Origin of the sequence: Synechococcus sp. PCC 7335 (assembly GCF_000155595.1) — a bacterium.
Lineage (GTDB): Bacteria > Cyanobacteriota > Cyanobacteriia > Phormidesmidales > Phormidesmidaceae > Phormidesmis.
In genome coordinates, this window is sequence record NZ_DS989904.1 from 4,481,618 (window position 1) to 4,508,052 (window position 26,435).

Consider the following 26,435-nt stretch of genomic DNA (forward strand, 5'->3'; position numbering starts at 1 on the left):
AGTGACCTCAGAGTGCCCTCGATCTGTGCGCGCTACTTTGTGCGCTGTAGAATCTTTGTGCGCTATAGAATAAATCGCTGTTTGTAGAGGGTTGTGCTATTCGTGGATTTTTGCTATGTCCAAACTGAATGATCTAGAGCAGGTAGAAGTAGATAGTCGTCAGGCCTGGCGTAACTGGTTGAACGAAAATCAGTCTCGCTCTCAGAGCATTTGGCTAGTCACCTACAAAAAACATACAGGCGATCGCTACTTGCCCTATGACGCCATTGTTGAAGAAGCGCTGTGCTTTGGCTGGATTGATAGTTTGCCTAGAAAACTAGATGCAGACCGAAGTATGCTGTTGCTTTCACCGCGCCAGCCAAAAAGCGTTTGGTCAAAACTGAACAAAGAGCGAGTAGACAGGTTAGTTCGCGATGGCCTAATGACTCCAGCCGGGATGAAGAAAGTTGAGAGGGCAAAGGCAGACGGATCTTGGAACTTCTTAGACGATGTGGAGGCTTTACAAATTCCAGATGATCTATCTGCGGCCTTGGCAGCAAACCCAACCGCTAAGCAAAACTTCGAAAAGTTTAGTCCATCTGGGAAAAAGGGGATCTTGCAGTGGATAAAAATGGCAAAGCGATCGCAAACCCGCCAGCAAAGAATTGAAAAAACAGTAGCGCAAGCTGCGCTCAATAAGAAGGCAGTTTAGAAGAAGACAGTCTTCTAGATTGACACAATCAAGATGTGCGGATAAGAGAAGTGTTTACACCAGTCAGGACAGAAGACGGCTCAAATACGTTTTACTCAGACGAATTTGATGAATGGTTTCACAGCCGAGCAGGTGCCTACAACGAAGCCCAGAAAACCTACGTTGAAGCGTCCAACATCGCTGGTAGAGCCAGACAGAATAGCCTATCTATACTCGATGTTTGCTACGGACTGGGATACAACACAGCAGCAGCGCTAGAAACAATTTGGGGAGTAAATCCACAGTGTTTTGTGAATCTAAGGGCGTTAGAGATTGATGTAGAAGTCGCTAGAAGTGCGATCGCACAAAACCTAACCCAGAACTATAGTCCTTTAGCACAGGTCCTAGAAGACTTAGCAGCCCACTACAGCGCCAAAAGAGCAACTCTATACGCACAATTAGTGTTAGGTGATGCCCGCCAGCAAATTCAGACCCTAGTTAATCAGGCATGGCAAGCAGATACCATCTTTCTAGACCCGTTTTCTCCTCCCCACTGCCCTCAGCTATGGACGCTAGAATTCCTAACGCTAGTTGCGCAATGTCTCGATCCGAATGATGGAGTGCTCGTCACTTACTCCTGCGCAGCGGCTGTACGCTCAGCCCTACAGTCCATCGGTCTGACTATCCGCTCTACTGACGCAGGCAGTCGCAAATGGCCAGGCACTATTGCCAGCTTTTCCCCTGCCGCCCTACCGCTCTCATCTAGACAGCTCTCTAAGCAAGAACAAGAACACCTACAAACCAAAGCCGCCGTTCCCTACCGCGATCCGAGCCTGACCTCAACCGCCTCAGAAATACTGGCTAGGCGAACGCAACAACAGTTGGACTCCGATCTGATACCCACTGGCCCCTGGCGGAAACGATGGGCCGCGTTCAAGCAATAATGATATCAACCCGCTAGTAGCTAAAGCTATGGAAAAGTTCTCTTATCTTGCTGACGTTCAATGGCTCTATGAACACCTAGATAGTCCTGATCTCGTCGTCATCGACACTCGCTTTTCTCTATCACAGCCACAGCAAGGCTACGAACAGTATCGAGCAGGCCATATTCCAGGCGCTTACTACCTAGATTTAAATCAAGATCTCTCCAGTTCCGTACAAGACCACGGCGGTCGCCATCCCCTGCCAGACTGGGATACATTTGTAGATAAGCTTGACCAGATGGGTATTCATTCAGACCAGCCAAGTGGACCTACCCAAATCGTCATCTATGACGATTCACGGTTTGCTTTTGCTGCTCGCCTATGGTGGATGCTCAGATATCTTGGCCACGAGCAGGTCGCCATACTAAATGGCGGTATCCAAGCTTGGAAATCAGCCGGGTTCGCCTTAAGTAAAGAAGTTCCTGTACAGAAATCAGGAAATTTCGTGCCAGATCCTCAGACTGATTGGATTGTAGATGTTGAAACGGTGCGGCAGCAAAAAGACAAGCCGGACGTCGTCATCATTGACGCTAGATCGCCTGAACGCTGGCAAGGAAAAGTCGAGCCAATTGATCCGGTTGCAGGTAGCATTCCTAGCTCAGTCAATTCATTTTGGAAGGACACCAGCACAGAAGATGGGCGGCTCAAAAGTACAGGTGAGCTAGCCGAACACTGGAACCGCTTAGAGCTGCCGCCCGAAACCATCGTTTACTGTGGATCAGGTGTGACGGCCTGTGTCAATCTCTTCTCACTGGTAATGGCAGGACACCCAATGTACAAGCTCTATCCTGGCGGCTGGAGCGACTGGTGCTCGTATCTATAAGCTAGTGGTCGTATTTACAGGAAGTATCTATGCCAGATTGTCCAGGTTGTTGGCAAATACACAGCTAGGTTGTAAATGACAGTTCGAATCTATGGCAATCGCGAAATCAAAACGCTAGCAGGGGAAGCAACCAGGCCAACTTCTGCAAGGGTTAGGGAAGCGGTGTTCAATATCTGGCGAGGGCGGGTTTTGGGTTGTCGCTGGCTAGATCTGTGTGCAGGGAGCGGGGCTATGGGAGCGGAAGCCCTGTGCCGGGGAGCAGCAGAAGTTGTCGGGATTGAGAAGTCGGCGGCAGCTTGCCGAGTTGTAGAGCAAAACTGGTTGAAGGTAGCCAAGACTAGCCAAAAGCAGCAAATCATCAAAGGTGATGTGGTACGTCAGATCAAAAAATTGACCGGCAAGTTCGATTTGATCTACTTTGATCCGCCTTATGCGGCCAACTTGTATCAACCAGTGCTACCCATGCTGCTAGATCTGTTATCGCCTTTGGGCCAGGCAGCAATAGAGTGCGGTACGCGGCAGTGTCAGCTTGGTCCAATTCCTCAAGGGCTAGAGATTGCCAAGGAGAAGAAATATGGCAGTACCCACGTCTTTTTTTTGCGCTTTACTTCATTTGATTGCTCTAATAAGTATTTATAACTAAAGCATCTATCACCCTGCTGACAGAGAGAACAATGGCTAGAAGCCTTATGTATCAGCACAAAAAGCGACTTGTTGCCTCTGAGCCTAGCTAGGGATCGCTACATTTAGCCCTGCACAGATGAGCATTTTACGGCACAATATGAATTAAGAAACATAAACGTTGCTAAAGTCGCTGAAGAGGGAATCAAGATGGTTGCTACTGCTGTTGATGTCAAAGAGCCTACTCAGAAGCGCCTGTCTATGCAGGTTGCAAATATTGCCGAAGACACCACTACCCTGCGATCGCAAGACTGGGATCGTGATCGCTTTGACATCGAGTTTGGCCTACAAAACGGCACTACCTACAATTCCTTCATCATTCGTGGCCAGAAGACAGCGCTAGTAGACACCTCTCACGCCAAATTTCGTGAGCAGTATATGGCTGCGCTAAAAGGGGAAATCGACCCTGCCACAATCGACTACATCGTGATTAGCCATACCGAACCCGACCACAGTGGTTTGATCCGTGATGTGCTGGCACTAGCCCCAGACGCAATAGTTGTCGGCGCTAAGGTTGCGATCGCCTTTCTCGAAGATCTCATTCATCAGCCCTTCGAGCGTCAGATAGTCAAAAGCGGTGAAACGCTAGATCTGGGCAATGGTCACGTCCTTGAATTTATCAACGCGCCCAACCTGCACTGGCCCGACACAATCTTTACCTTCGATCACAAAACCGGCATTCTCTACACCTGCGATGCGTTTGGCGCGCACTACTGCGATGAAGATACCTTTGATGAGGATCTAGAGGCGCTTTCACCAGACTTTCGCTTCTATTACGAGTGTTTGATGGGCCCAAACGCGCGCTCGGTGATCTCGGCAATGAAGCGAATGGACAAGCTAGATGGGAATATTACAACCATTGCAACAGGCCATGGTCCACTGCTGCGCCATCACTTAGAGGAGCTGACTGGGCGCTATCGAGAGTGGAGTCAGCAAAAAAACAACGCCGATACTCAGATCGCTGTCTTTTATGTATCTGACTATGGATTTAGTGATCGCATTGCTCAATCGATTGCTAAAGGCATCGACAAAACCGGTGTGGGCGTTGAGATGATCGACCTGCGCTCAGCCGATGCCCAGGACGTTAACGAGGTCGTCAGCCGCTCTACTGGCATCATTATCGGGATGCCACCGTCTACAGGTAAAGGCTCAGAAGCCACCCGCGCGGCGCTTGGCACAATTCTAGCAGGGGTGAATAGCAAGAAGACCTTTGGCCTGTTTGAATCTTATGGCGGCGACGATGAACCGATTGATCCACTCCACACCAAACTGCAAGATTTGGATCTAAAAATTGCTTTCGAGCCGATTAGAATCAAAGATACGCCGACTGAAGCCGTATATCAGCTTTGCGAAGAGACCGGAACTGACCTAGGTCAAGATTTAGCTCAATCTAAAAAGATTAAGAAGATTAAGGCGCTAGATGCCGATCTGCAAAAAGCCCTAGGCCGAATTAGTAGCGGACTCTACATCATTACAGCGACCAAAGGGGATGTTCAATCAGCTATGCTAGCCTCCTGGATCACCCAGGCCAGCTTTGAGCCTTTAGGCTTTACTGTTGCCGTAGCGAAAGATCGAGCGATTGAATCTTTGATGCAAGTTGGAGACACCTTCGTACTCAACGTTCTAGAAGAAGGCAACCATCTACCGCTGATGAAGCATTTCTTGAAGCGATTTCCACCCGGTGCGGATCGCTTTGCTGGCATCCGGACTAGACCGGCAAACAACAACTCTCCTATCTTGGCAGATGCGCTGGCCTACCTAGAGTGCGAAGTCTCTAGTCGAATGGAACTTAGCGATCACTGGCTCGTGTATTGCACCGTCGATGATGGAAAAGTTTCAAAGGAAGAAGCGATCACTGCAGTTCACCATCGCCGAGTCGGTAACTACTACTAACAACTTCTAGGTTGTTATTAACTAGTCGCTGATAGCGCTACGTTCCCCTACGGTTATTTCTCGTTTAGGTAGGGGTTCTTTAGGTCAAAGTCCTTAAACTCCCAAACCCTTAAGCTCCTAGATAGAAGAGAAACTATAATGACTGCTCAAACGCCGACTGCTCAGACGCCGACAGACGAGAAGCCTGTAGAAGCGACCTCCTCCAGCTCGAGCAATTCCAATCGTCGCGATGTACAGATACTGCCAATCGCAGCAGATACGTTTGTCTTGCGATCGCGCTCTTGGGGCCGCCTACGTTTCGAGATTGAATATGCTTTAGAGAAAGGAACAACAGCCAACAGCTATCTAGTCAAGGGCAACCAGATTGCATTGATCGATCCACCCGGCGAATCTTTCTCTGAGATATTTATAGAAGCGCTAAAAAAAGAGATCGATCCGCATGCGATTGACTACATTGTTCTAGGCCATACCAATCCAAACCGGATCAAAACCCTCGAAACACTTTTAGAACTCACACCGCAAGCAACCATTGTTTGTTCCCTACCAGCAGCGCTTACGCTTGAATCAGCCAACATAGATCACCCAGTTCAACCTATCAAAGGAGGAGCAGAGAATGATATTGATCTTGGGCAGGGTCACCACCTAGAGTTTATTCCGACCCCCACACCCCGTTGGCCCGACAGTTTGTGCACTTACGACAGCTACAGCGAAGTCCTTTTTAGCGACAAGTTCTTTGGCGCTCATGTCTGTAGCGAAGAAGCTTACGATCTAAACCAAGAGACGCTGCTAGAAGACCAACAGTATTACTTCGACTGCCTGATGGCACCGAACGTCCGGCAGGTAGAAACAGCGCTAGAAAGGCTGACGGCCTATGCGCCCCGTTTGTACGCAGTAGATCATGGACCGTTAGTTCGCTACGGCGTTACGGAGCTAACGCAGCGCTATCACCAGTGGGCAGATGAGCAAAAGAAACGGTCGCTCTCTGTGGCTTTGATTTACGCCTCTGCCTATGGCAACACAGCTACAATCGCTCAGGCGATCGCCCGCGGCATCACCAAAGCAGGCGTTTCGGTCAACTCCATCAACGCAGAACAAGCCACCACCGCGGAAATTCAGGCAGCCGCTGAAAACTCCGCTGGTTTCATTATGGGATCACCTACCCTAGGGGGGCACGCACCCACCCAAATCCAAACGGCGTTAGGCGTGGTGCTCTCTGCCGCGAGTAAGACTAAGCTCGCAGGCGTTTTTGGCTCTTTTGGCTGGAGTGGTGAAGCCATTGATCTACTAGAGAGCAAGTTCAAAGATGCGGGCTATAGCTTTGGCTTTGACCCGATTCGAGTCAAATTTACACCTGAAGCTAGCACCTTGCAATACTGCGAAGAAGCTGGAACAGACTTTGCTCAACAGTTGAAAAAGGCTAAGAAGAAAGCCGCTCCTAAGATATCAGCATCGTCTGTAGAAAAAGCGATTGGCCGTATCGTCGGCTCAATGTGTATTGTCACTGCCAAGCACGGCGATATCAGCAGTGCTATGCTTGCTTCTTGGGTAGCTCAAGCAACATTTACCCCACCCGGCTTCACCGTAGCCGTAGCCAAAGAGCGCGCCATCGAGAACCTGATGCATACAGGCGACAACTTTGTGCTCAACATCTTGGCCGAAGGCAAACACATAGGGCCGATGAAGCACTTTCTCAAGCCATTTGGCCCGGGTGAAAATCGATTCGAAGGTGTTGAAACTCGCGAGAACGAAGATGGACAGTTAATTCTAGAAGAGGCGATCGCCTATCTAGAATGTCAGGTTGCCAACCGAATGGACTGCGGCGATCACTGGGTCATCTACGCCACCATCAGCGGCGGTGAGGTGATTGACAACGACGCTAAAACTGCAGTCCATCACCGCAAAACAGGCACACACTACTAACGCGATCGCACAATGTGATTACAGCTCTGGCGCACTTCAGCTTCAGCTCTCGACTAGCAAAGTAAGGTCGCATTCTTACTTTGCTACATCTTTAAAGCTCATGTCTAATCAGTTTCGCACCCCTGGTTATAACCCTGTTCGCAAGCTAAAGACTATTCTTTCAGGATTGCATATTGCTGTCGTCACCGATTTCAGCGTTGCTTATAAAGTTGTTCTATCGATGCCTATTCTGGGCTTTTCCTTTTTCCTTCGTCGGTGGATAGATGTCAGCATCATCCTACTCGCTATGGGGCTGGTGCTAATTGCTGAATTGTTCAACAGCGCTATTGAGGTTCTATGCGATTTTGTGGAGCCCCAACACAATGAGCAGATCCGAATTATTAAAGACATTGCCGCCGCTGCTGCTGGTCTAAGTATCGGGGTATGGGCTGTAATTTTAGGCATAGAAATGATTCGTCTTTTCAATGCCGCAGCCTAAGATAAAAATATCGCTTACGCACTCACCCCTATGGCATCTCCCTTTCCGGGCATGGATCCCTACTTGGAGCAACCCGCTTTTTGGTCTTCCTTCCATACGCGGTTAATAGTTGCGATCGCCGACGCCCTAGCCGTCGACCTACGACCCACGTACTACATTGAAGTAGAAACCCGCTCCTACATGGACACACCAGAAGGTGAATTGCTAGTCGGTATTCCTGATGCAGTTGTATTAAAAGACGCCCAACTTGATGACAGCATTCGCGAAGAGCGATCTTCTTTGGGAGAGTCTCCGCCATCGCAGCCAGCCTCTTCCGTCATGCTTGAACGACCACCTATACCCGTAACGGTACCAATTCCCATAGAAGTCAAAGAAAGGTATCTAGAAATTCGTAAAGTCACCGATGATACCGTCATTACGGTCATTGAGCTACTATCACCAGCTAACAAGCGTCCTGGAAAAGGGCGTGATACCTACGAAGCAAAACGTCTTTCTGTGCTAGGTAGTCGGTCTCACTCGTAGAAATCGATTTGCTACGAGGGAACCCACCAATGTTGATCAGGACTACGAATGGACTTTCTGATTACTATATTTTGGTGAGTATTGCTCAGCAACGTCCCCAAGCTCAACTTTATTCATTCAGCATCAAAGAAACATTGCCAAAGTTTCTGATGCCGTTGCAAAGAATGGACGAAGCGATCACTGTAGACATGCAAACAATTTTTGTTGGCGTATGTGAACGTGCCAGCTATCCATCACGCATCGACTACAGCCAACCCATTCCAGCACCGACTCTATCGCCAGAAAACCAATTTTGGGCCGAGGCCTTACTCAAGCCCTATCAGCACTCAAGAAATACATAGAGCCTGCTCTATTCCTTACTTCTAAAGGCGGCACCCAGATTCGAACTGGGGATAAAGGATTTGCAATCCTCTGCCTTACCACTTGGCCATGCCGCCGCTGAAGCACTAATATATCAAACTTTCGAGACCTCTATACCAAAGATTATCCAGGGCACTCCAATACATCTTCGAATCAGACCGTTTACGAAAGAATTTGAGCAATCATGCTATTGGCTTGACTTTCGTAGCTGCCACCGAAAAGGTTGTAATGATTGAGAATGTGATACAGGTTGTAGAGCACTTTGCGCTGTCGATAGGCGGTGGCTATTGGCAAAACTGAGTCGTACGCCTGATAGAACTCATGCGGGAAGCGGCCAAAAAGTTCGGTCATCGCTAGATCTGATTCGGGGTCGCCATAGTAGGTGGCAGGGTCTAGAATAACGGGCTCTCCCTCTACGGTAATAGCAGCATTGCCGGACCACAGATCGCCGTGCAAGAGAGAAGCCATAGGGGTATGTGCCCCAATCAGCCTAGGAATAGCGTTCATGAGTTCATCGCGCCGGGGAAAATAGCCACCTTTAGCATGGGCTAGCGAGAACTGGGGGCCGAGCCGGCGATCGCGCCAAAATTCCACCCAATCCTCACACCACTGGTTCTGTTGCGGCGTCGATCCAATCGTATTATCCCGATGCCAGCCATATCCTTGCGTGCTAGTTGCTTTGTGCATCGCCGCCAGCTGCTCGCCCATTCGTCGCCAAGCGCCACCACTACACCCTCCACCCAGCTCGAGCCATTCCATCACAATATAGCTAAGCGAGTGGGTTACGCCGCAGCACAATGGTTGTGGGACTCGAATTGAGCGGCTATCGTACATTTCTTGCAACCCATCCCGCTCGGCCTCAAACATAGCGAGCTGAGTAGCGTGATTAGTCTTGATAAAGAAAGTCCGTTTGCGATCAGAAACTTTAGCAGCTTGGTTGATACATCCACCGCTCACAGACTGCTGAGTCTCTATCTGAAAGGGCGCGTTGGTTACTTCGCTAATGTGCTTAGCAATTTGTTCGGCCACAGGTCCATTTAGGGGTGCCATAACTTCTACGCCATGTTCTTTAATATCAAGATCTCTAGACCACATCGGCTCTAAACGTCGGCTCTAAACGTTGGTTCAAATACAGTACTGGTACTCTAAGCCGTTTGGTCTAGACAGGCTTGAAGCTGACCACACCATAGGCATGGGTCGGTAAATAGCGCTGTACAGCCGCTTGAACGGCTTCAACACTGACATCGCGGATGCACTGCGGATAGTCAATCGCATGGTTAATATCGCCTGTGATCGATTGATAATAGCCATAGAGACCAGCGCGATCGCTCGGCGTTTCGTTACCAAAGATAAATCGATTAGCCACCTGTATCTGCACTCGGCGCAGTTCGGCGGCAGTAACTGGTTCATCGTGTAGCCTTTGTAGATGCTCGATAATTGCTGCTTCGGCTACAGCCAACTTTTCGACTGACGTCCGCGCCGAAATTGAAAAGATGCCCTGGTTGCAAAAAGTCATATTGCTTGCCGAAATACTATTGACGAGCTGGCGCTGTTCTCTAAGGTCATGGATCAATCTAGCCATTCGGCCCTGGCCCAAAATAGAAGCAACCACATCTAGAGGATACGTTTCTTCTAGAGATTGCATCCCGGGTACCCGCCAATCCATCACCAGCCGAGCCTGTTGCAAAGACTCATCGATATACTCCATTCGGCAAATTTTGGGAAAGGGCAGTTCAGGATGAGACGCGGGTACTTGAGACTTCATTTCATCGCTAGCATAGTTGCGATCGCTACGAGCCAGCGCCTGATCAAATCCCTCTTCAACAATTCGAATCAGCTCTTCTACTGGCAAATTGCCCACTGCCACCGCCGTCATATTCTGTGGTTGATACCAGGTGTGGTGAAAAGCTCTCATCTGCTCAGCGCTTAGATCTTCAACCACGCTAGTAGGACCTAGCACCGGACGACGATACGGCAGCGTATCAAAGCTCATTTGCATAGAGCGATAGAACGCGCGCCTTTGGGGGCTATCTTCTGCCCTACGAATTTCTTCTAGAATGACGGGACGTTCTTTATCAAAATGATCATCTTGTAAGCTAGCGTTCAGCAGCAGCTCTATCTGCAAGGGGGCTAGCGTCGCAAAATCTGGGGGGGCAGTCGTGATGTAATAGTGCGTATAGTCCTGACTAGTCGCGGCATTCGTATGCGCGCCTCGCTCTTCGATTAGCCGTTCAAATTCGCCAAAGCCAAGGCGCGGCGTTCCCTTGAAAATCATGTGTTCTAGGAAATGTGCCATACCGTTGATAGCATCAGATTCCACCTTAGAGCCGATGTTGAGCCAAACGCTAAGATTGACGGCATCGATTGGCATGTGCTCGGCAATTATGGTCAACCCGTTAGCCAGACGGCGAATAGTCGGAGAAGTGATCTCACTTGAGGTATGACTCACCATGGGTTCAGCGAACCTAGCCTTAGATTTAGCTTTAGATGAAGTGATGTCTGGAACGGCGGAAGAAACCATAGAAGTTGGGGCTTTGCTCAAGATTACTTTGCTCGTATTTTGACACTCCCCACGGATGAATCCGGGGGATTCTTCATTCTACGAGGCGACTTGCTCAGCAAAGCCGAGGCGCGGCTGAGTAGCGGTCATCTCTCCAGAAGCGTTTACTCTGTCTAGCAGAGTCGTTCCCACATGCCCTGTGGTACGTATTGCTGCACTAAGTACATTGACCGCTGCATTTTTATCTCTATCTAGCCGACAGCCACACAAACAGGCATGAGTCCTAGTAGATAGAGACTTTTTCACTATCTCGCCACAGCTAGAACATTGTTGAGAAGTATAGGCAGGCGGCACCGCTACGGTGATTCTGCCAAACACTTTCCCATATCGTTCTAGCCACAACCTGAACTGATACCAGCCTGCATCGCTAATCGACTTAGCTAAGCAGTGGTTCTTCAACATGTTTTTGATTCTTAAGTCTTCGTAGGCGATGAGGTCGTTAGATCTCACTACGCACCGCGCCAGCTTCACGGCGTGGTCTTTACGCTGCCTACTCACTTTCAAATCAAATCGCGCTAGTTTGTTGATAGCCCTTTTGCGATTGTTGCTTCCTTGCTTAGTTCGAGCTAACCGACGTTGCAAGCTGCGACGTTTAGCTTGACTCTTGCGATAGAAGCGGGGATTCTGTTCTTTATGCCCGTTGCTATCGGTGTAGAACGACTCTAAACCTACATCTAAACCCAAGGTTGTACCCGTAGCCTCAAGTGACTCAGAGCGGTCTACCGCGATGCAGAACTGACAGTAGCAGCCATCTGCACGGCGCACTAGCCGCACCCGCTTAATTAGCTCTACTGGATAGCGAGCTAAGTCCCAAGTGCCCACCAGCTTCAAAAGGCCAATGCCTTTTTTATCGGTGAACTGGATTCGCTTAGCAGCAGTTAGCTTCCATCCAGAAGTTTTGTACTCAACAGAGCGAGCAAACTTCTTAAACTTAGGGAAGCCAACTGGCTTAATCCCTTTCTTACAGTTATCGTAGAAACGGCTGATAGCTGCCCATGCCCGTTCAGCATGAGCTTGTCTAGCCATACTGTTGAGTTCATTCGCAAAAGGAAACTCCTTAGCCAGTTGTTTGCACAGCTTGCTTAAGTCATATTTAGACGCACCTCGATTGTCCATCCAATAGCGCAAAGCTTTGTTCTGCACAAACTGACCTGTGCGAATGGCTTCATCTATGGCGGCGAACTGTTGGGGCTTCGCCTTGACTTTGTACTCTACAATCAACATGCTATTACGCTAGCATATTGAGCGTAAAACTAAGGCAAGGTGCATACAAACATTGATTGTTCGCTAACGCTCACCTAGCTTATATCCCCATGTCTGAAGCCAGGGGCTTTACGCTAGATCTTGGTAATGAAGAAACTAGGTAAGCGCCTTTGTCCAAGTACATTTGGACTAGGTATTGGACTATGCATATGCCTTACTCAGCCATTCGCTTAGCTATCTTTGGCTATCCAAAGCTACGCAAACGAGCGGTTGCGCTAGAAGTAGGCAGATAGCAAGTGAGCAAATAGCAGAAATGCTAGCCGAGCTGATGATCAATCAAGCGCTCATTCAAAACGTTTTAGCTAATAGCAAGTCAACCTATGCGTAATAAGATAGCGCTTACTCCGTACCTATTCTTAGCACCTGCGTTAATTGTGCTGATTTTGATGGTGTTTTGGCCCGCAGTGCAGGCTTTTCGCCTGAGCTTCATGGAATATGGATACGATGTAACACAGGCACCTGAATGGGTAGGTCTAAAGAACTTTCAGAGACTGTTCCAAGATAGGGTGTTCTGGCAGACGCTACGAAATACAGTACTGTACTTAGTTTGCGTAGTGCCCATATTGGCGATCGCACCCCTGCTCCTTGCTATTCTAGTTAACCAAAAGCTTAAGGGCATTCGCTGGTTCAGGGTGGCCTACTACACGCCTGTTGTGGTCTCAATGGTGGTTGCAGGTATTGCCTGGAAATGGCTGTATGCAGAAACTGGCCTACTCAACCAGGTTTTTTCTAGCATTAGTGGCAAAGCGATTAGCATTCCCTGGCTAACCAGTCCAAACTGGGTGCTATTTAGCGTGATGGCAGTCACGGTGTGGAAAGGGCTGGGCTACTATATGGTGATCTATCTAGCGGGATTGCAGGGACTGCCTGCCGATCTGTATGAGGCAGCAGCAATCGATGGCTCCGATGGCTGGCGTCGGCACTGGGATATCACGCTGCCGTTGATGAGACCATATATATTTTTGGTTGGAGTGATCAGTGCGATCGCCGCTACCAAAGTATTCGAGGAAGTCTTTATCATGACGCAAGGCGGTCCTCGCAGTGCCTCCAAGACCGTTGTTTACTACGTCTATGAATCAGCCTTCAAAGATCTAGACATGAGCTATGCCTGCACTATCGGGCTCGTTCTTTTCCTAATTATTCTGGCACTATCCTTCGTCCGATTAGCACTATCAAATCCAGCCGATGCAAGCACACAGCTTTAGACGCACGGTTTTAGACAGAGATCAGTCAAAGTACTTGCAGTTGAGCCATTATCCCCAGCTTGGTTCTCGTTAGACCATTCTCATGAGTCCCTGCTGCCCAACTAAGATCTCTCTTAAAAAGCTGACGATACCCACCCAGATAATTGGCGAAATATCTACACCACCAATCGGGGGAACTAGCTTGCGTACCGGAATTAAGAAAGGCTCAGTAGGCCAGGCGACCAAAGCCCACGGTAGCTTGTTCAGCTCAACTTCGGGATACCAAGTGAGAATGATACGAAAGAGAAATAGCAGGGTGTAGAGGCCAAGTAGTAGGCTAATTGCCAATATTACAGAGCCTGTAGAGAAAACATTTGACATAAGAGAAAAAGCAAGGAAAAGATGAATTTCTATCTACTAGCTTAGTGCTTCATCACAGGTTAGTGGAAACTTTGCAGCTCACACTTTGCCCGTAATTTACCAGTGATTGGAACTAACAATTACTAGCGGCTTTTGCTTTTCAAGGATGGCAATTGCCGATATTATTAAGACTAATAAACAAATACTTTTGCTGCTCCTTGTGCTCAAGCCAAGGCATATTTCTATGACTCCCTCTTTGACCAACTTTATGCTCAGCTTGTTAGCAGGTCTGCTGATTGTTGTAGTGCCTGCAACTATTGCACTGATCTTTATCAGCCAGCGTGACCAAATCAGACGTGGCTAAGTTGAGCATAGCAATCAAGTCGCTAAAGCAATCAAGCCGCTTAAATGCTAGTGTCTATAGCTGCTATACGGAGTGCTGTGTGCAGTATCTTGGCTTGACAGCGTCTTTGTCTGCATCAGAATCTTTGTCTGCACTTTGTCTGCATAAGATTGACGCTACAAAGGTCGCCTAACATAGCTGTTGAGTGACTAGCAAGCCTGCTGAACAATACAAGACTAAGCAGACAAAGAGGAAATCATAACTGGGAGAACATGACTGGGTTCTCCCAGTTTTTGCGTATTTTGATTATGATCAGTAATTAGGTAGGCAGTAGCTTTGCGCTAATGTGACTTTGACTTTATAGAGGCTAAATAGGGCTTGATAAAATCACAAGTTAGAATAGATGACTGACATTGACCGTCTTCATGCTATTTGTAAGGGTCAATACCTGTTTGATGAGTAGGTTTTGCACGAGTAATAAGAGGATTCAGCTGTGAATTTTGGAACACCTGTTCCGCTATTAATAGGCATCATTCTGATTCTAGGTGCGCTAGCGCTGTTTTTCTTAGAGAAGTTCAGACCTGGCTATGAGCGCGATTCGGATAAGGTATATGCCGTTCTGCTATTGATTTCTGGCCTCTTTTTACTGGCTCATTTAGATATGGAGCTGCTAGCCTCTTTTCAACAACTGTTGATGGCGGGCATGCTCACGACGCTTTTAATCGAAAGTATTCGTAGCCGATTGCCAAAATCTGACCCACTGCGTCCGCCGATTGAGCCCATGGTTGATAGGCGTCCTCCTAGAAACTATGACAGGCCACCCGTGCGCCGAGGCTACCGAGCTGAGCTAGATGATAGGCCAGCATTTCGTGATCGCCCACCGGCTGATCTTCCGACTGTTCGTGCGACTACGCCTAGAATGAACCCAGCTCAAACAGCATACTGGCAAGATGACTACCCTAGCTACACCGACAATCGTACCCCTCGTCCACCCTACGAAGAATATAGAGGGCCTGCCGGTCGATTGCAGCCTAGCCCACCTATCAACAACGGCAGACCCAACAATAGACCCGACGACCGATTCGACCGTCCTCCCAACAATCAATACACAGACAACGCTCAATACGGACAGCGTCCACCTGCGTCTCGTCCGCCTGCTCCGATCTCACCACGCCCCGACGAAGCACCTGAGCGTTCTCCTCAGTATCCACAAGAAAGACAGCCTAATCCTTACCAGCAGCGATCTTCCGAGAACAGAGCTGAGAATATAGCCGAGAGCCAATCCGGGAACAAAGCTGGCCGTCAGTCCACCGAAAGGTTGGATAGTCAACCCAATAGAGCCTCCAACAGTACACCTCGACCATCCACCGGTCAGAATACTAACAGCGAGCGGATGCTCAACATTCGCCCCTACAGTGAGGCACCAAAGTTGGATGATGACTATCGTTCTGGTAATCCATCAGAGGAAACGCCATCAGGATATTAAGCGGCATATTTGACTGAGCTGGACGCCTATTGAAATTAGCTAGTAACAGTAAGCTTGCAGAACGGTCCCTTCAAACTGCCCTCCAATTTGGCAGTGATATTGGAAGGCAGACTCATGCCCGCTGTACTACTAGGCTGTGCTACTAGCAAGCACAGCCCTAGAGGCAGGGCGCCAGTCTACCGGGCGTAAGTGCGAATATTGTCAGGTAGCGATTGAGTATTTGATAGGCAAGGGTCTGGAATGGGCGCTTGTGGAGTGAGTGCTAATGGTAATACACCTGCCCAAACAGGTAGTGCGTAGTCGGCTTTAGCATCAACCGGTGGCCCAGTACGAACCTTAGCAGAAGCTTCAATGATTGGCAGGCTAAGCACGCAAGTCTCAGCAAGCTCCTTTGAATTAGGCGATCGCACCTGATCCCATCTCCCTTCGATAATATGCTCTGTAAACGCCTTTAGCGCCGTCATCTTCTCCGTCTCTTCAACCACTGTCTCTGCTTTACCGAACAGTACAACCGAGCGGTAGTTCATTGAGTGATGGTAGGCAGAACGCGCTAAGACCAGACCGTCTAGCAGTGTCACCGTAAAACAGACATCAATCCCTGTCTGTAGCGTTCTGATTAAGCGACTAGCACTCGCTCCATGAATATAGACACGCTTACCAACGCGGCCATAGGCAGTTGGAATTACGAAAGGCTGACTGTCGACAACAAACCCGACCTGACAGACTAGCCCTTCGTCTAAAATATCTGTGATCGTTTTAAAGTCATAATGCCCGCGTTTGGGCACACGTTTGACTTGAGTTTTGGGCGTTTTGGTTATTTGTGATTTCATCGTGGTCTAGCCAAATAGTGAACCATAGCGTTTGCTACTTAGCTCTATATGATCGCGATAGGTAGAACCGTTGATGCATAGAGAGCTAAATATTTAGCAATTGCTAAATACACTTGGCAATTGCTGTACTGCTAAGTTAGTCGTTAGATTGGCTACTTCCAAGAGCCAATTCCTACTTGGTTAACCAGTCCAATTTGTCTGGAGTATGACTGGAGTATGAATAGTTTCTTCGATTGGGATCTAGTAATAGATCTCAGGCCAGACGCCGAGGTAGCGCTACATCGGCAGATCTACGATCAAATTCGGCAGGCAATCTTGACAGGAAGGGTGCGATCGCACCAAAAGCTTCCAGCTAGTCGTCAGCTGGCTGAGCACCTAGGCGTCTCACGTACCACCGTTACTATGAGCTATGACCAGCTCATTAGCGAAGGCTATCTACACCCCAAGCCAGGTGCAGGAACGTTTGTGTGCGCCCAGGTGCCTGATTCATTTCTCAATACGACCCTTAGTGCCCCTCCAGCGACTCTAGCAACTGCAACACCAACCATCAGTTACCAAGTAGTACAGTCACAACCCGCTACAGTGGAGCACTCACCGCTCATTGGGCTACTTTCGACCTATGGTAATCGCCTGTGCCAGCTATTAGAGCCCGCCGCAGAGCCTGATGAGGTTCTTAGCTTTCGTTACTGGCAGCCCGATGTCTCACTCTTTCCGACAGAACAATGGCAACGGTGCATCAACTATCATCGCACTAGGAATACAGCCTGGATGGGCTACAGTTCCGACAAACTAGGCTACGAGCCACTACGCGTCGAGATTGCCAACTACATCGCTCAGACTAGAGCTGTCCACTGTCACCCAGATCAAATACTCATCACTCAGGGCACCCAACAGGCACTGAGCTTGATTGCCAGAGTAATGTTGAATACTGACGATGTGATCGCCCTAGAAAATCCTGGCTATCTTAGCGCTAGAAAGGTCTTTAGCAGTCATGGTGCCACCCTTATTCCTGTTCCTGTAGACAACGACGGCCTGAAGATCTACGAACAGGATGGCTTAGCTTCCCATTCGGCATTCTCGCGAATCAAGCTCGTCTACGTCACACCATCCCACCAGTTCCCGACTGGCGTTCTGATGGCGCTATCCCGTCGACTAGCGCTGCTGCAGTGGGCACAACAAACCAATGCTCTAATCATTGAAGACGACTACGATAGCGAGTTTCGCTATGGTGGTAGGCCCATTCCTGCGTTGCAAGGGCTCGACACATACCAGCGAGTCCTCTACATCGGCACTTTCTCAAAGGTGATGTTTCCAGGCATACAGCTTGGCTATATCGTGCTTCCGCCTGCACTTATTGCTGTATTTGCTCAAGCTAAATGGATATGCGATCGCCAAACCTCCCTAATTCACCAAGCTGCTCTTGCCGACTTCATCGCCCAAGGACATCTTGCCAGACACATCCGCCGGATGAGAATCGTATACGCTCAGCGCCGCGAAGTCCTGATCACTGCGCTAGAAGAAGCGACACAGTCAAATAGTTCATCCACAGTATCTAGATCGCTTGAAGTATTAGGAGACCCTGCTGGGCTTCACCTCATGGCAAGACTGACTAAAGTTGAACCGTTCAACCACCAACAGTCCGATCAACAGCTAGTTTCACAGGCAAGCAGACAGGGTGTAGCTCTCTTCAGCACTCGGCCGTATTATCTATCCCCACAGAAGCCCTCGTCTGCTGCATCAAACGGGGAGTTCATCTTTGGCTTCGGAGGACTCCAGCCAACACAAATCGTAGAAGCTATCAACAGAATTCAGCCATATCTCTAACGCTGCCTAATTTTTTCGATTTCACTGTAATTTACTGCTAGTTTGCATAGCTCGAACAGGAATGACTCACAACCTATGCTCTAGCCCCTACTGTATAGCAAAGTAAAGATAGCTCACTTTATCTTAGTAGGCGTTCCCCGTCTGGGTGAGCATCCCCTTAGCGCTGTCAAAGGGGTTTAGCCGATGAGCATGTCCTCAGCAACTTTGCGAAAGCTATAGTAGCGATCGCGCTCGCTCAGCTTCTATCGCACTAGAAAAATAATTGCCCTGAACATAGCCGCAGCAGGTCTTCTGCAAAAACTGCCATTGGTCTAATCGTTCTATACCTTCAACCACCACGCAAATACCCAACGATGATGCCAACGTCAAGATAGAAGTCACAATTAACTCATCTTGCCGACTCGAAGCAACGGCTAGCTGCTTATACTCGCGTGAGCCATCCTCGGTAGACTGACCCAAACGGGAAACAAAGGAACGATCTATTTTCAGCACATCTACCGGAAACTGCTGTAGGTATGTCAAAGAAGAGTAACCCGTACCAAAGTCATCAAGGCTAATGCCTATCCCCATACTTCTTAGCTGTAGTAACGTTCTGATAGCTCGACTAAGATCAGCAACGACCACACTCTCGGTGACTTCCACATTTAGCTGCCTCGGGTCAACCGGATAGTAGGCTAGCAGCTCATGGATGTATTCTACCAAGTCGGATCGGCACAGGTGACTACCCGATATGTTGACGCTAACAGACGGTAGTAGCCCTTCCGCCTGCCATTTCACTAACTGCTCACAGACCTTTTTAAGCACCCAACGGTCTATCTTGAAGGTCAACCCTAACCCTTCTGCTACTGGCAAGAAATCGTCTGGCCTCATCAGCCCGCGTACAGGATGCTGCCACCGCACTAGCGCTTCAAACCCAACTGTTCGTCCTGTTTTGATATCGACGATCGCCTGATAACGCACCCGTAGTTGCTGCTGTTCAATCGCTGCCGACATCGACTGCTGCAATCCAACTTTATTGGCGATCGCAGCCTTCATCTCTGGGCAAAACACCGCATACTGAGTGTCTCCGCCAAGTGGAGTACCCTCTGTCATTGCAATATTCGCCTGCAACAACAACTCGCTACAGTCAAAGACACTCCGGTCAAATGCTTGCCTCTGTTCGCGGCTACTAGTCCGCATCGCTTCGGCAAAGGCTATACCCAGTCTTCCCTGGACGTGCACCAATTGCGACTGAACCCGAAATGTCTGATGAATAGACGCCAAGATCTGATCTGCTATCTGACGACTACGGGCCTCGTCGCCGGGACTAAGCAAAAGAGAAAATTCGTTGTCTCCGGTTCTTGCTAACACGTCCCGTGATCCCAGATAAGTCTGTATCCGCTGACCCACTTGTCTTAGCAGCTCATCAGCAACCCTAAAACCAAAAGCATCGCTGACCGTCTTAAAGTGGTCGATGCCAATAGAAAGCAAGGCTACACTGACCTCAGGCCGCACATCTAGAAGCCGATTGCCCGCCGAAAGTAGCGCTGTGCGATTGGTTAGCCCAGTCAACGCATCAATTGACAAAATAGACTTGATGCATCGCTCCTTGCCTTTTAGTAAAGAAGTCAGTCGACGGATACGCAGACACAATAGGGCCAGCATCACGCTTAAACAGCATGTCAACAGACCCAAACCAACAGCTGGATAGCTAAGTACTAAAGTGTTTACTTGCCACATCTGAGCAGAAGGATGGTGGACGTTCACACCACCTCCTTGAACCGACTCAGATAAACCTGACCCCTCCGAACAGGCCCAAGCATAGAAGGAAAGAAGATCGTAGGTAAAGAAGCGCACTCGATAGCTAACTAGCTGGTAGGTACTAGAAGACAATGACACAGCAAGTGTGAAAAACAGGCAGTGATTGAAAAAACTGCTTAAAACGAGTAGAGTCCCCCTATCAAGGCAGGGTACACCAAACAGGGCACCGCTATGAAACCCCTATTGGAATGAGAAGTCTTACCTATCGAGAACCAAGTGCTTAGGCAGCATCTTGGCCAGAATGTAAACCTAATTTCTCGTCAAAGCCTACTGTCATTCAACCTACTTTTCTATGGGCAAGAAAGGTAACTACCAAGAGCGTGACGACTATGAAGGCCCTATCTCTAAAGATTAACCAACGGTAGACTTCACATAGCTAAAACCTTGTAGCCTTCAGCCAGCTTGAGACGTAGGTTTGTCCGCTAGCCACGCATATTATCACGTAGATAGTTGCAACAAACTGTGAGGCGTTGTTAAAGATCGTAGAAAGAAACTTCTTAAAGACTATAGGCGTCGCTAGCGACGCCCTTTCTCTTAAGTTCAAACCCTAGGCTATTGAGTCTAATCAACAGGGCATACCCGCCGTCTGGCCACAGAGCACGATATCCTGATAAAGAAGCTGATTTTCTGCGCTAATTCTCTGCGCTGCTCTATATCTATCATTATGCAGATATATCTGGACTACAGTGCGACTACGCCCCTAAGACAAGAGGCGATCGCAGCGATGCAAACCGCCATAGCTCAGCACTGGGGGAATGCGTCTAGTCTTCATCAGTGGGGTAACCGAGCGGCTACCGTTCTAGAGAAAGCCAGGATCCAAGTTGCCTCTTTAATCAATGCGCCCGGCACAGAAAACCTAGCATTTACAGCGGGTGGTACCGAAGCCGACAATCTCGCTATCTTTGGGATAACCCGTCAATATGACAAACCACAGCACATCATTGTTTCAGCAGTTGAGCATTCGGCAATTGCCGCGCCCGCTCGGCAGCTCGAAGCAAGCGGCTGGCAAGTCACCTGGTTAGCAGTTGATCAACAAGGTGCTGTAAGCCCTAATGACTTGAGATCTGCAATCAAAGAGAACACTGTTCTAGTCTCGATCATCTACGGACAGAGCGAAATTGGCACCCTTCAGCCGATTGCCGAGCTCGGTGCGATCGCGCAAGCTAGCGGCATTCCTTTCCACACCGATGCTGTCCAGGTTGCCGGACGCCTACCGATCGATGTCCAGCAGCTGCCGGTTGATTTACTCTCTCTTTCCAGCCACAAAATCTATGGGCCTCAAGGGGCAGGGGCACTTTATGTGAAACCTGGAACCTCGCTCTCACCAATATTGTTTGGCGGCGGTCAAGAGAATGGACTGCGGTCAGGCACACAGGCTATTCCTAATATTGCTGGCTTTGGGGTAGCCGCTGAGCTAGCGGCGACTGAAATGTCAACAGAGACTTTGCGATTGATTTATCTACGTGATCGCTTTTTTGCTCACATGGCTAGCGTTCCAGAACTCGTTCTCACAGGCGATCGACGCCACCGTCTACCGCATCACATCAGCTTCTGCCTACCCCGTAGCAAAATTACTGGCAAAGCGCTCGTTCGGCAGATGAACCTAGCAGGCATTGGTATCAGCGCCGGTTCGGCATGCCATAGTGGTCAGCTCAGTCCCAGCCCGATCCTAAAGGCTATTGGATATGGCGATCACGCTGCTAAAACCGGTATCCGTATTACGCTAGGCCGCCACACAACAGAAGCTGACATAGACTGGAGTGCTATGGCACTTAGGCAGATAATAGCCAGATCAGTAGCACCAGAAGCTAGGAACCAAGCAAAAGAGACAGCCCCTACCGTGCCCCTTGCCCCGCTTTCCTAGCCTCTAATATCTCTAGCAACATCGACATCCCTAATAGCCAGACTTAGACGATTCACATCTTCTTAATAGCTAAACGCAACCTGTTCAACTGCTCGCTCGATTCACCCATTCTTCTATGTCCATACCTACCACCATTCCAGAGGCCACTAAACAGGCGGAGATAGCCACTCAAGCTGCCCTAGACGCCGGCATCTCTCTTCTTCAGATCGAAATGGCCATCCCGGAACTTAAGCACCAGCCAATTGCCCAGCAGTTTGTAGAACTCTTTAACGACCGACAGTTCAAAGTCCTTTTTCCAGATGCAGGCGCGGCAGCCCTCGCTAGAAGAGATTGGAACAATCCAGATTTTGTCATTCGAGGTCTAGGTGAATTGGCTCAGACCGTAGATCCTGAAGACGATCTCTATCTAATCGTCAATCCGTCAGCGGTTGAGGTCGATAAGGTAGAGGCGCTCTGTAATGAAGCGCTTGATCAGCCAGTGGTGTTACTTAATCCCCAATTAGAGGATGTGGCTGTTGTAGGTATCGGATATGCGGCTAGACAGCTACGCGATCGCTTTCTTAGCCAGATCGAAACCTGCTACTACGTTCGTCCAATTGATCAAGGCGTTGTCTACCGAGCATATCCTGGACCGTGGCAAATTTGGCGGGAAATCGGGCCTGACGAATACGAGCATGTACAAGATCTTTCGAATCGCCCCTCCAGTGAAGATATCGAGCGCATCCTGTACGATACCGCGCAGCCGGTTTCTGAAGAAGTCTCTAGTAAATCTCGAACCCAGAGTAATAGTCAGAGTAATAGCAGGAAGAAGAAAGGACTTTTTGCAGAACTTCAGCAGTTTTTGAAGGCCTTAAGTCAGTAGGCTAAACGAGCTTTTCGCCTTGTTCATACTCTCCATGTCTAATCATCTATTTATGACTATATCTTCACTGACCTTTCTCTACTGGTTTCTGGTGGCGCTGATGGGAGTTGGCATTGTAGGAGCCTTCGTTCCTGTGCTGCCGGGTACGAGTCTGATTGTAGGTGCTGTTTTGGTTTGGACTTTGGTCAGTCCAGCGGCAAGTAGTTTGCCCTTAATTGTTGCACTTATCGCGTTTATCTTGAGCTTAGGTGTTGGCTATTTAGCTACCTACATCGGCACTAAAAAAGTAGGCGCTAGCTCATGGGGACAAACAGGCTCAATCGTCGGTCTAGCTGTCGGCTTTCTTGGGTTATTACCTGCTCTACCAGTAGGAGGTCCACTACTAGGAATCATAGTCGGCTCAATGTTAGGTGCTTTTTTAGGCGAATTTCTCTTTCGCAAAGAGCTAGATACAAAAGAGCGGATTAAGCTTTCGTGCAAAGTTAGCTTAGCAGTCGTCGTTAGTTCTGTAGTCGGTACACTGCTTGAAGGACTGTTGGCATTTACAGCCGTCATAGTCTTTTTATGGAAGACCTGGCCAACTATTGCTGCAACATAAAACCAACAGCGATTATCTCTCAAAGGCTATCTCCTAGATCAAACTCTATCTTTCAAACGGAATGGCCCTCAACCAATGCTGTCGAGGGCCATTCCCAGATTCAACCAGATTTACACTAAGCAATTTTACACTAAGCAATAAATCCCAGATATGCCAGCCACTCCGATGCAACTAGCACAAGCCTAGAGCATACCGTTAGATGATACCGCCCATATCACTAGTGTCCTTAAGGAAACCGCTGTAAGCTTCCATACCGTGCTCGCCGATATCTAGGCCCTTGAGTTCTTCTTCAGAGCTAACCCGCAAGCCGATCAAAGACTTGATAATCACCCACAAAATACCAGTGACGACTACAGTGAACAAACCAATAGCAACGATGCCGATGATTTGAGCAATCAGCTGCGTAATCCCACCGCCAAAGAACAAACCAGCTTCGCCATCGAATAGGCCAACGGCTAACGTGCCCCAGATACCACAAACAAGGTGAACAGAGGTAGCACCTACTGGATCGTCAATCTTGATGCTGTCAAAAAAGCCAACTGAGAAAACAACAATGATGCCGGCAATTAGGCCCACTATTACTGCACCCCAGTAGCCGATGCCGCCACAGCCGGCCGTAATGCCAACTAGGCCAGCCAAGATGCCGTTGATTACCATTGATAGATCGGGCTTGCCGCTAAGCGACCAGGCGGTGAACGTTGCACCGATACCACCTGCAGCCGCAGCCAAGTTGGTCACTAGCGCAATTTGAGGCACGTTCAAGCTAGCTGCTAGTTCAGAACCAGGGTTAAAGCCAAACCAGCCAATCCACAGGATCAAACAGCCCAGGGTAGCAATACTCATGTTGTGGCCAGGAATCGCATTAACAGCACCATCTTGATACTTGCCAATCCGAGGCCCGAGGAAGATAGCGCCCATCAGCGCAGCCCAACCCCCAACCGAGTGAACCACAGTAGACCCAGCAAAATCGCTAAAGGCAACCCCCTCACCTAGGAAACTCATATCAGAAAGCCAGCCGCCGCCCCAAACCCAGTGCGCACTGATGGGATAAGAAATCGCCGTTAGCAGAACACTAAAGACAATAAAGCTAGAGAACTTCACTCGCTCTGCAACTGCGCCTGATACGATTGTGGCCGCAGTACCTGCAAACGCAGCCTGGAATAGAAAGAATACGGGCGTTGTTAAAGTCCCAAAGACCGGTTCAGTCGGATCGCTTCCCGCTAAGAAGAATCCACTTAGACCGAAAAGGCCATTGCCTTCTCCAAACGCTAGTGCAAAGCCCAGTGCCCAGAAAGACAACGTTGCCAAAGCAAAGACAATCAAATTCTTCGCTAAGATGTTGACTGCATTTTTTTGACGACAAAAGCCAGTCTCTAACATGCCGAACCCAGCATTCATGAAGATGACTAAAATAGCCGCAACAACAATCCAGATGTTGTCTAAAACTATTTGAACATCGTCAGCAGTGACTTCTTGCGCATGAGCAGCAAATCCCCAAGTGGCTACGATAGTGAATGCCAGGGGAATGCAGGCTAACCAACCCCAAGCAAATCGACGGCCAAACGCACGGCTCAATGCTCGGCTAGCCATCTCTGTAAACGGAGGTACATTCGCATCCCAAGGCGACGCGCTGCGCCTCGGATACTTTCTTTTTCTCATTGTAAAATTAGACATTATTGGTCGGGCGTTCCTAACGCAATTTCGACAGCAATCTATGGTCGCAAATAATAACCAAAACAAAGGCTATTGTTTGGTTGTGCGCCTGTCAAACTGATGGGTCTCATTCCACCAAGTCTGAGTCAGGCATTCTGTATCGTCTGATACCTTTAATGGGAGAACGGGTGCTGTCTTGCTGATTTCTAAAGCCGACTTTAGCGAAAGTTTACAAAATGTCTCTCAAATCCGAGAGTTTTAGGTATATTCCAGGTTGATATCGAGCAGTTTGTAGCATTTCTCAACATCAATCAAACTTAGTACGTGACTAATTTCTCAGTATTATTACGTAGCTGTTCTGACACAGCTCTGACATATCTGACATACAGCTATTGTTACGAACCAAATATAAACTGACATATATCAATCGACCCGCTAACCAATTAACTGGCTAGCGGTCTCACGCTAAGGCATTGCTTATTTCTGCTAGGACTAATTAACGTCAGTTCGGGATAAGGAAAGCTCGAAGAAAGGAGGATAGGTAAGCTGAAGTTGTAAAACCCATCAGCCCTATCCTCCACTATGTTCAGCTTAGAAGAACTGTTCTGCCACGTCGATGACTTCTGCCAAGTGTTTGAACCCCTCTGGCAGCGTCAACTGCTAAGCCACCATCTAAAGACGCGACAACGCGCTCGTTCGCTGAGCCTAAGCGAAGTGATGACGATACTCATCGGCTTTCACCAAAGCCACTACCGCACCTTCAAACACTACTACGTTCATCATGTATGCCAGTACTGGAAGCAAGCGTTTCCAACGCTAGTCAGCTATAACCGCTTTGTCGAATGGACGCCCTCTTGTTTGTTTCCCTTGTGTTGTTATCTGAAGCGCTGCTTCGGCCGTTGTACAGGCATTAGTTTTATCGATGCGACCAGTCTATCGGTCTGCCACAACCGTCGGATCTGGCAGCATAAGGTCTGCAAAGATACGGCAGCTAGGGGCAAAACCTCTGTCGGCTGGTTCTATGGCTTCAAGCTACACCTCGTGGTGAACGAGTGCGGTGAACTACTCAACCTCACCCTGACCCCGGGCAATACGGACGACCGTGAGCCCGCCTTTGACTTACTTACTGGACTATGGGGAAAAGTCTGCGCAGACAAAGGCTATGTATCGAAGCAGCTGGCCAAGCAACTACTCGACGCGTTCAACATCGAGTTCTTTGCTAAGCCTCGGCGCAACATGAAGAACCAGCTAGTGCGGCTAACTGACAAGCTACTCTCGCGCAAACGTTCCATCATCGAAACGATTATCGACCAACTGAAGAACATTTCGCAGATAGAGCATTCTCGTCACCGTAGTCCGGTCAACTGCTGGGTCAACATCCTCTGTGGACTGATTGCTTATTGCCACCAACCGAAGAAGCCTTCTCTCCATATGGAATGGGAACTTCCCCCTGCTGCTTAACCCGAACTGACGTTAAT

22 protein-coding genes, 1 tRNA gene and 1 pseudogene are annotated in these 26,435 nt (G+C 48.8%); 16 read left to right on the forward strand and 8 right to left on the reverse strand.

Translation table 11 applies throughout. The features are described from left to right. Positions 1 to 115: 115 nt before the first annotated feature. The 8 genes and pseudogenes from S7335_RS18740 to S7335_RS27955 all read left to right on the forward strand — a co-directional run bounded on the left by S7335_RS18740 (position 116) and on the right by S7335_RS27955 (position 8,311). A complete protein-coding gene (locus S7335_RS18740) occupies positions 116 to 691 on the forward strand; it encodes a YdeI family protein (RefSeq protein ID WP_006457203.1) in 576 nt (191 codons plus the stop codon). 50 nt (positions 692 to 741) lie between these two features. Beyond that, complete coding sequence (locus S7335_RS18745) at positions 742 to 1,614, forward strand: tRNA (5-methylaminomethyl-2-thiouridine)(34)-methyltransferase MnmD (protein ID WP_006453586.1); 873 nt, start codon at positions 742 to 744, stop codon at positions 1,612 to 1,614. 28 nt (positions 1,615 to 1,642) lie between these two features. Next, positions 1,643 to 2,476: a sulfurtransferase gene (locus tag S7335_RS18750; RefSeq protein ID WP_006453731.1), complete on the forward strand. Its 834-nt coding sequence runs from the start codon at positions 1,643 to 1,645 to the stop codon at positions 2,474 to 2,476. Positions 2,477 to 2,551: 75 nt separating this feature from the next. Continuing rightward, positions 2,552 to 3,115, forward strand: a complete 564-nt coding sequence (rsmD, locus tag S7335_RS18755) for a 16S rRNA (guanine(966)-N(2))-methyltransferase RsmD (protein ID WP_006453807.1) — start codon at positions 2,552 to 2,554, stop codon at positions 3,113 to 3,115. A gap of 192 nt (positions 3,116 to 3,307) precedes the next feature. Further along, positions 3,308 to 5,050, forward strand: a complete 1,743-nt coding sequence (locus S7335_RS18760) for a diflavin flavoprotein (RefSeq protein ID WP_006453517.1) — start codon at positions 3,308 to 3,310, stop codon at positions 5,048 to 5,050. Positions 5,051 to 5,188: 138 nt separating this feature from the next. Then, entirely contained in the window at positions 5,189 to 6,970 is a 1,782-nt protein-coding gene (locus S7335_RS18765; RefSeq protein ID WP_006456170.1) for a diflavin flavoprotein, read from the forward strand. 100 nt (positions 6,971 to 7,070) lie between these two features. After that, complete coding sequence (locus S7335_RS18770; RefSeq protein WP_006454167.1) at positions 7,071 to 7,448, forward strand: diacylglycerol kinase; 378 nt, start codon at positions 7,071 to 7,073, stop codon at positions 7,446 to 7,448. Between the two features lie 51 nt (positions 7,449 to 7,499). Then, positions 7,500 to 8,311, forward strand: a pseudogene (locus S7335_RS27955) (DUF4058 family protein). A gap of 25 nt (positions 8,312 to 8,336) precedes the next feature. Here the strand turns inward: S7335_RS27955 and S7335_RS18780 are convergent. From S7335_RS18780 to S7335_RS18795, 4 genes are all read right to left on the reverse strand, one after another. Beyond that, positions 8,337 to 8,407, reverse strand: a tRNA-Cys gene (locus S7335_RS18780). A gap of 85 nt (positions 8,408 to 8,492) precedes the next feature. Then, complete coding sequence (locus S7335_RS18785; protein ID WP_038019084.1) at positions 8,493 to 9,380, reverse strand: fructosamine kinase family protein; 888 nt, start codon at positions 9,378 to 9,380, stop codon at positions 8,493 to 8,495. A gap of 109 nt (positions 9,381 to 9,489) precedes the next feature. After that, positions 9,490 to 10,782 (reverse strand): pitrilysin family protein, encoded by a 1,293-nt coding sequence (locus S7335_RS18790; RefSeq protein WP_006457194.1) that lies wholly within the window; start codon positions 10,780 to 10,782, stop codon positions 9,490 to 9,492. A gap of 147 nt (positions 10,783 to 10,929) precedes the next feature. Continuing rightward, positions 10,930 to 12,114, reverse strand: coding sequence for an RNA-guided endonuclease TnpB family protein (locus S7335_RS18795; RefSeq protein ID WP_006454633.1), 1,185 nt, complete (start codon positions 12,112 to 12,114; stop codon positions 10,930 to 10,932). A 359-nt stretch (positions 12,115 to 12,473) separates the two neighbouring features. On the opposite strand from S7335_RS18795, the gene S7335_RS18805 reads away from it, so the two are divergent. Continuing rightward, the gene (locus S7335_RS18805) at positions 12,474 to 13,358 is read left to right on the forward strand and encodes a carbohydrate ABC transporter permease (RefSeq protein WP_006454972.1); all 885 of its coding nucleotides are present in this window, start codon (positions 12,474 to 12,476) and stop codon (positions 13,356 to 13,358) included. 69 nt (positions 13,359 to 13,427) lie between these two features. Here the strand turns inward: S7335_RS18805 and S7335_RS18810 are convergent, their stop codons facing one another. Beyond that, entirely contained in the window at positions 13,428 to 13,718 is a 291-nt protein-coding gene (locus S7335_RS18810) for a YggT family protein (protein ID WP_006455431.1), read from the reverse strand. Positions 13,719 to 13,941: 223 nt separating this feature from the next. Here S7335_RS18810 and psbX point away from each other — a divergent pair, with 223 nt between their 5' ends. Further along, positions 13,942 to 14,061 (forward strand): photosystem II reaction center X protein, encoded by a 120-nt coding sequence (gene psbX / locus S7335_RS18815; protein WP_006456831.1) that lies wholly within the window; start codon positions 13,942 to 13,944, stop codon positions 14,059 to 14,061. Positions 14,062 to 14,533: 472 nt separating this feature from the next. After that, on the forward strand, positions 14,534 to 15,526 hold the full coding sequence (locus S7335_RS18820; RefSeq protein ID WP_006455525.1) for a Ycf66 family protein: 993 nt from the start codon (positions 14,534 to 14,536) through the stop codon (positions 15,524 to 15,526). A gap of 176 nt (positions 15,527 to 15,702) precedes the next feature. On the opposite strand, the gene S7335_RS18825 is transcribed toward S7335_RS18820, so the two are convergent. Next, the gene (locus S7335_RS18825) at positions 15,703 to 16,356 is read right to left on the reverse strand and encodes a pyridoxamine 5'-phosphate oxidase family protein (RefSeq protein ID WP_006455216.1); all 654 of its coding nucleotides are present in this window, start codon (positions 16,354 to 16,356) and stop codon (positions 15,703 to 15,705) included. Between the two features lie 216 nt (positions 16,357 to 16,572). On the opposite strand from S7335_RS18825, the gene S7335_RS18830 reads away from it, so the two are divergent. Then, complete coding sequence (locus tag S7335_RS18830) at positions 16,573 to 18,180, forward strand: PLP-dependent aminotransferase family protein (protein ID WP_006454549.1); 1,608 nt, start codon at positions 16,573 to 16,575, stop codon at positions 18,178 to 18,180. A gap of 213 nt (positions 18,181 to 18,393) precedes the next feature. Here the strand turns inward: S7335_RS18830 and S7335_RS18835 are convergent, their stop codons facing one another. Beyond that, positions 18,394 to 20,058, reverse strand: a complete 1,665-nt coding sequence (locus S7335_RS18835; RefSeq protein WP_038016518.1) for a bifunctional diguanylate cyclase/phosphodiesterase — start codon at positions 20,056 to 20,058, stop codon at positions 18,394 to 18,396. Between the two features lie 586 nt (positions 20,059 to 20,644). Between S7335_RS18835 and S7335_RS18840 the strand changes: the two genes are divergently transcribed. The 3 genes from S7335_RS18840 (at position 20,645) to S7335_RS18850 (ending at position 23,304) form a co-directional block, all read left to right on the forward strand. Beyond that, positions 20,645 to 21,844, forward strand: a complete 1,200-nt coding sequence (locus S7335_RS18840; protein WP_006453411.1) for a cysteine desulfurase family protein — start codon at positions 20,645 to 20,647, stop codon at positions 21,842 to 21,844. A 115-nt stretch (positions 21,845 to 21,959) separates the two neighbouring features. Further along, positions 21,960 to 22,706, forward strand: coding sequence for a DUF1995 family protein (locus S7335_RS18845; protein ID WP_006454712.1), 747 nt, complete (start codon positions 21,960 to 21,962; stop codon positions 22,704 to 22,706). Between the two features lie 52 nt (positions 22,707 to 22,758). Continuing rightward, positions 22,759 to 23,304, forward strand: coding sequence for a DUF456 domain-containing protein (locus S7335_RS18850; protein ID WP_038019088.1), 546 nt, complete (start codon positions 22,759 to 22,761; stop codon positions 23,302 to 23,304). 195 nt (positions 23,305 to 23,499) lie between these two features. On the opposite strand, the gene S7335_RS18855 is transcribed toward S7335_RS18850, so the two are convergent. Further along, on the reverse strand, positions 23,500 to 24,978 hold the full coding sequence (locus S7335_RS18855) for an ammonium transporter (protein ID WP_157620323.1): 1,479 nt from the start codon (positions 24,976 to 24,978) through the stop codon (positions 23,500 to 23,502). A 561-nt stretch (positions 24,979 to 25,539) separates the two neighbouring features. Between S7335_RS18855 and S7335_RS18860 the strand changes: the two genes are divergently transcribed. After that, a complete protein-coding gene (locus S7335_RS18860) occupies positions 25,540 to 26,418 on the forward strand; it encodes an IS982 family transposase (protein WP_006453390.1) in 879 nt (292 codons plus the stop codon). Positions 26,419 to 26,435: the final 17 nt, after the last annotated feature.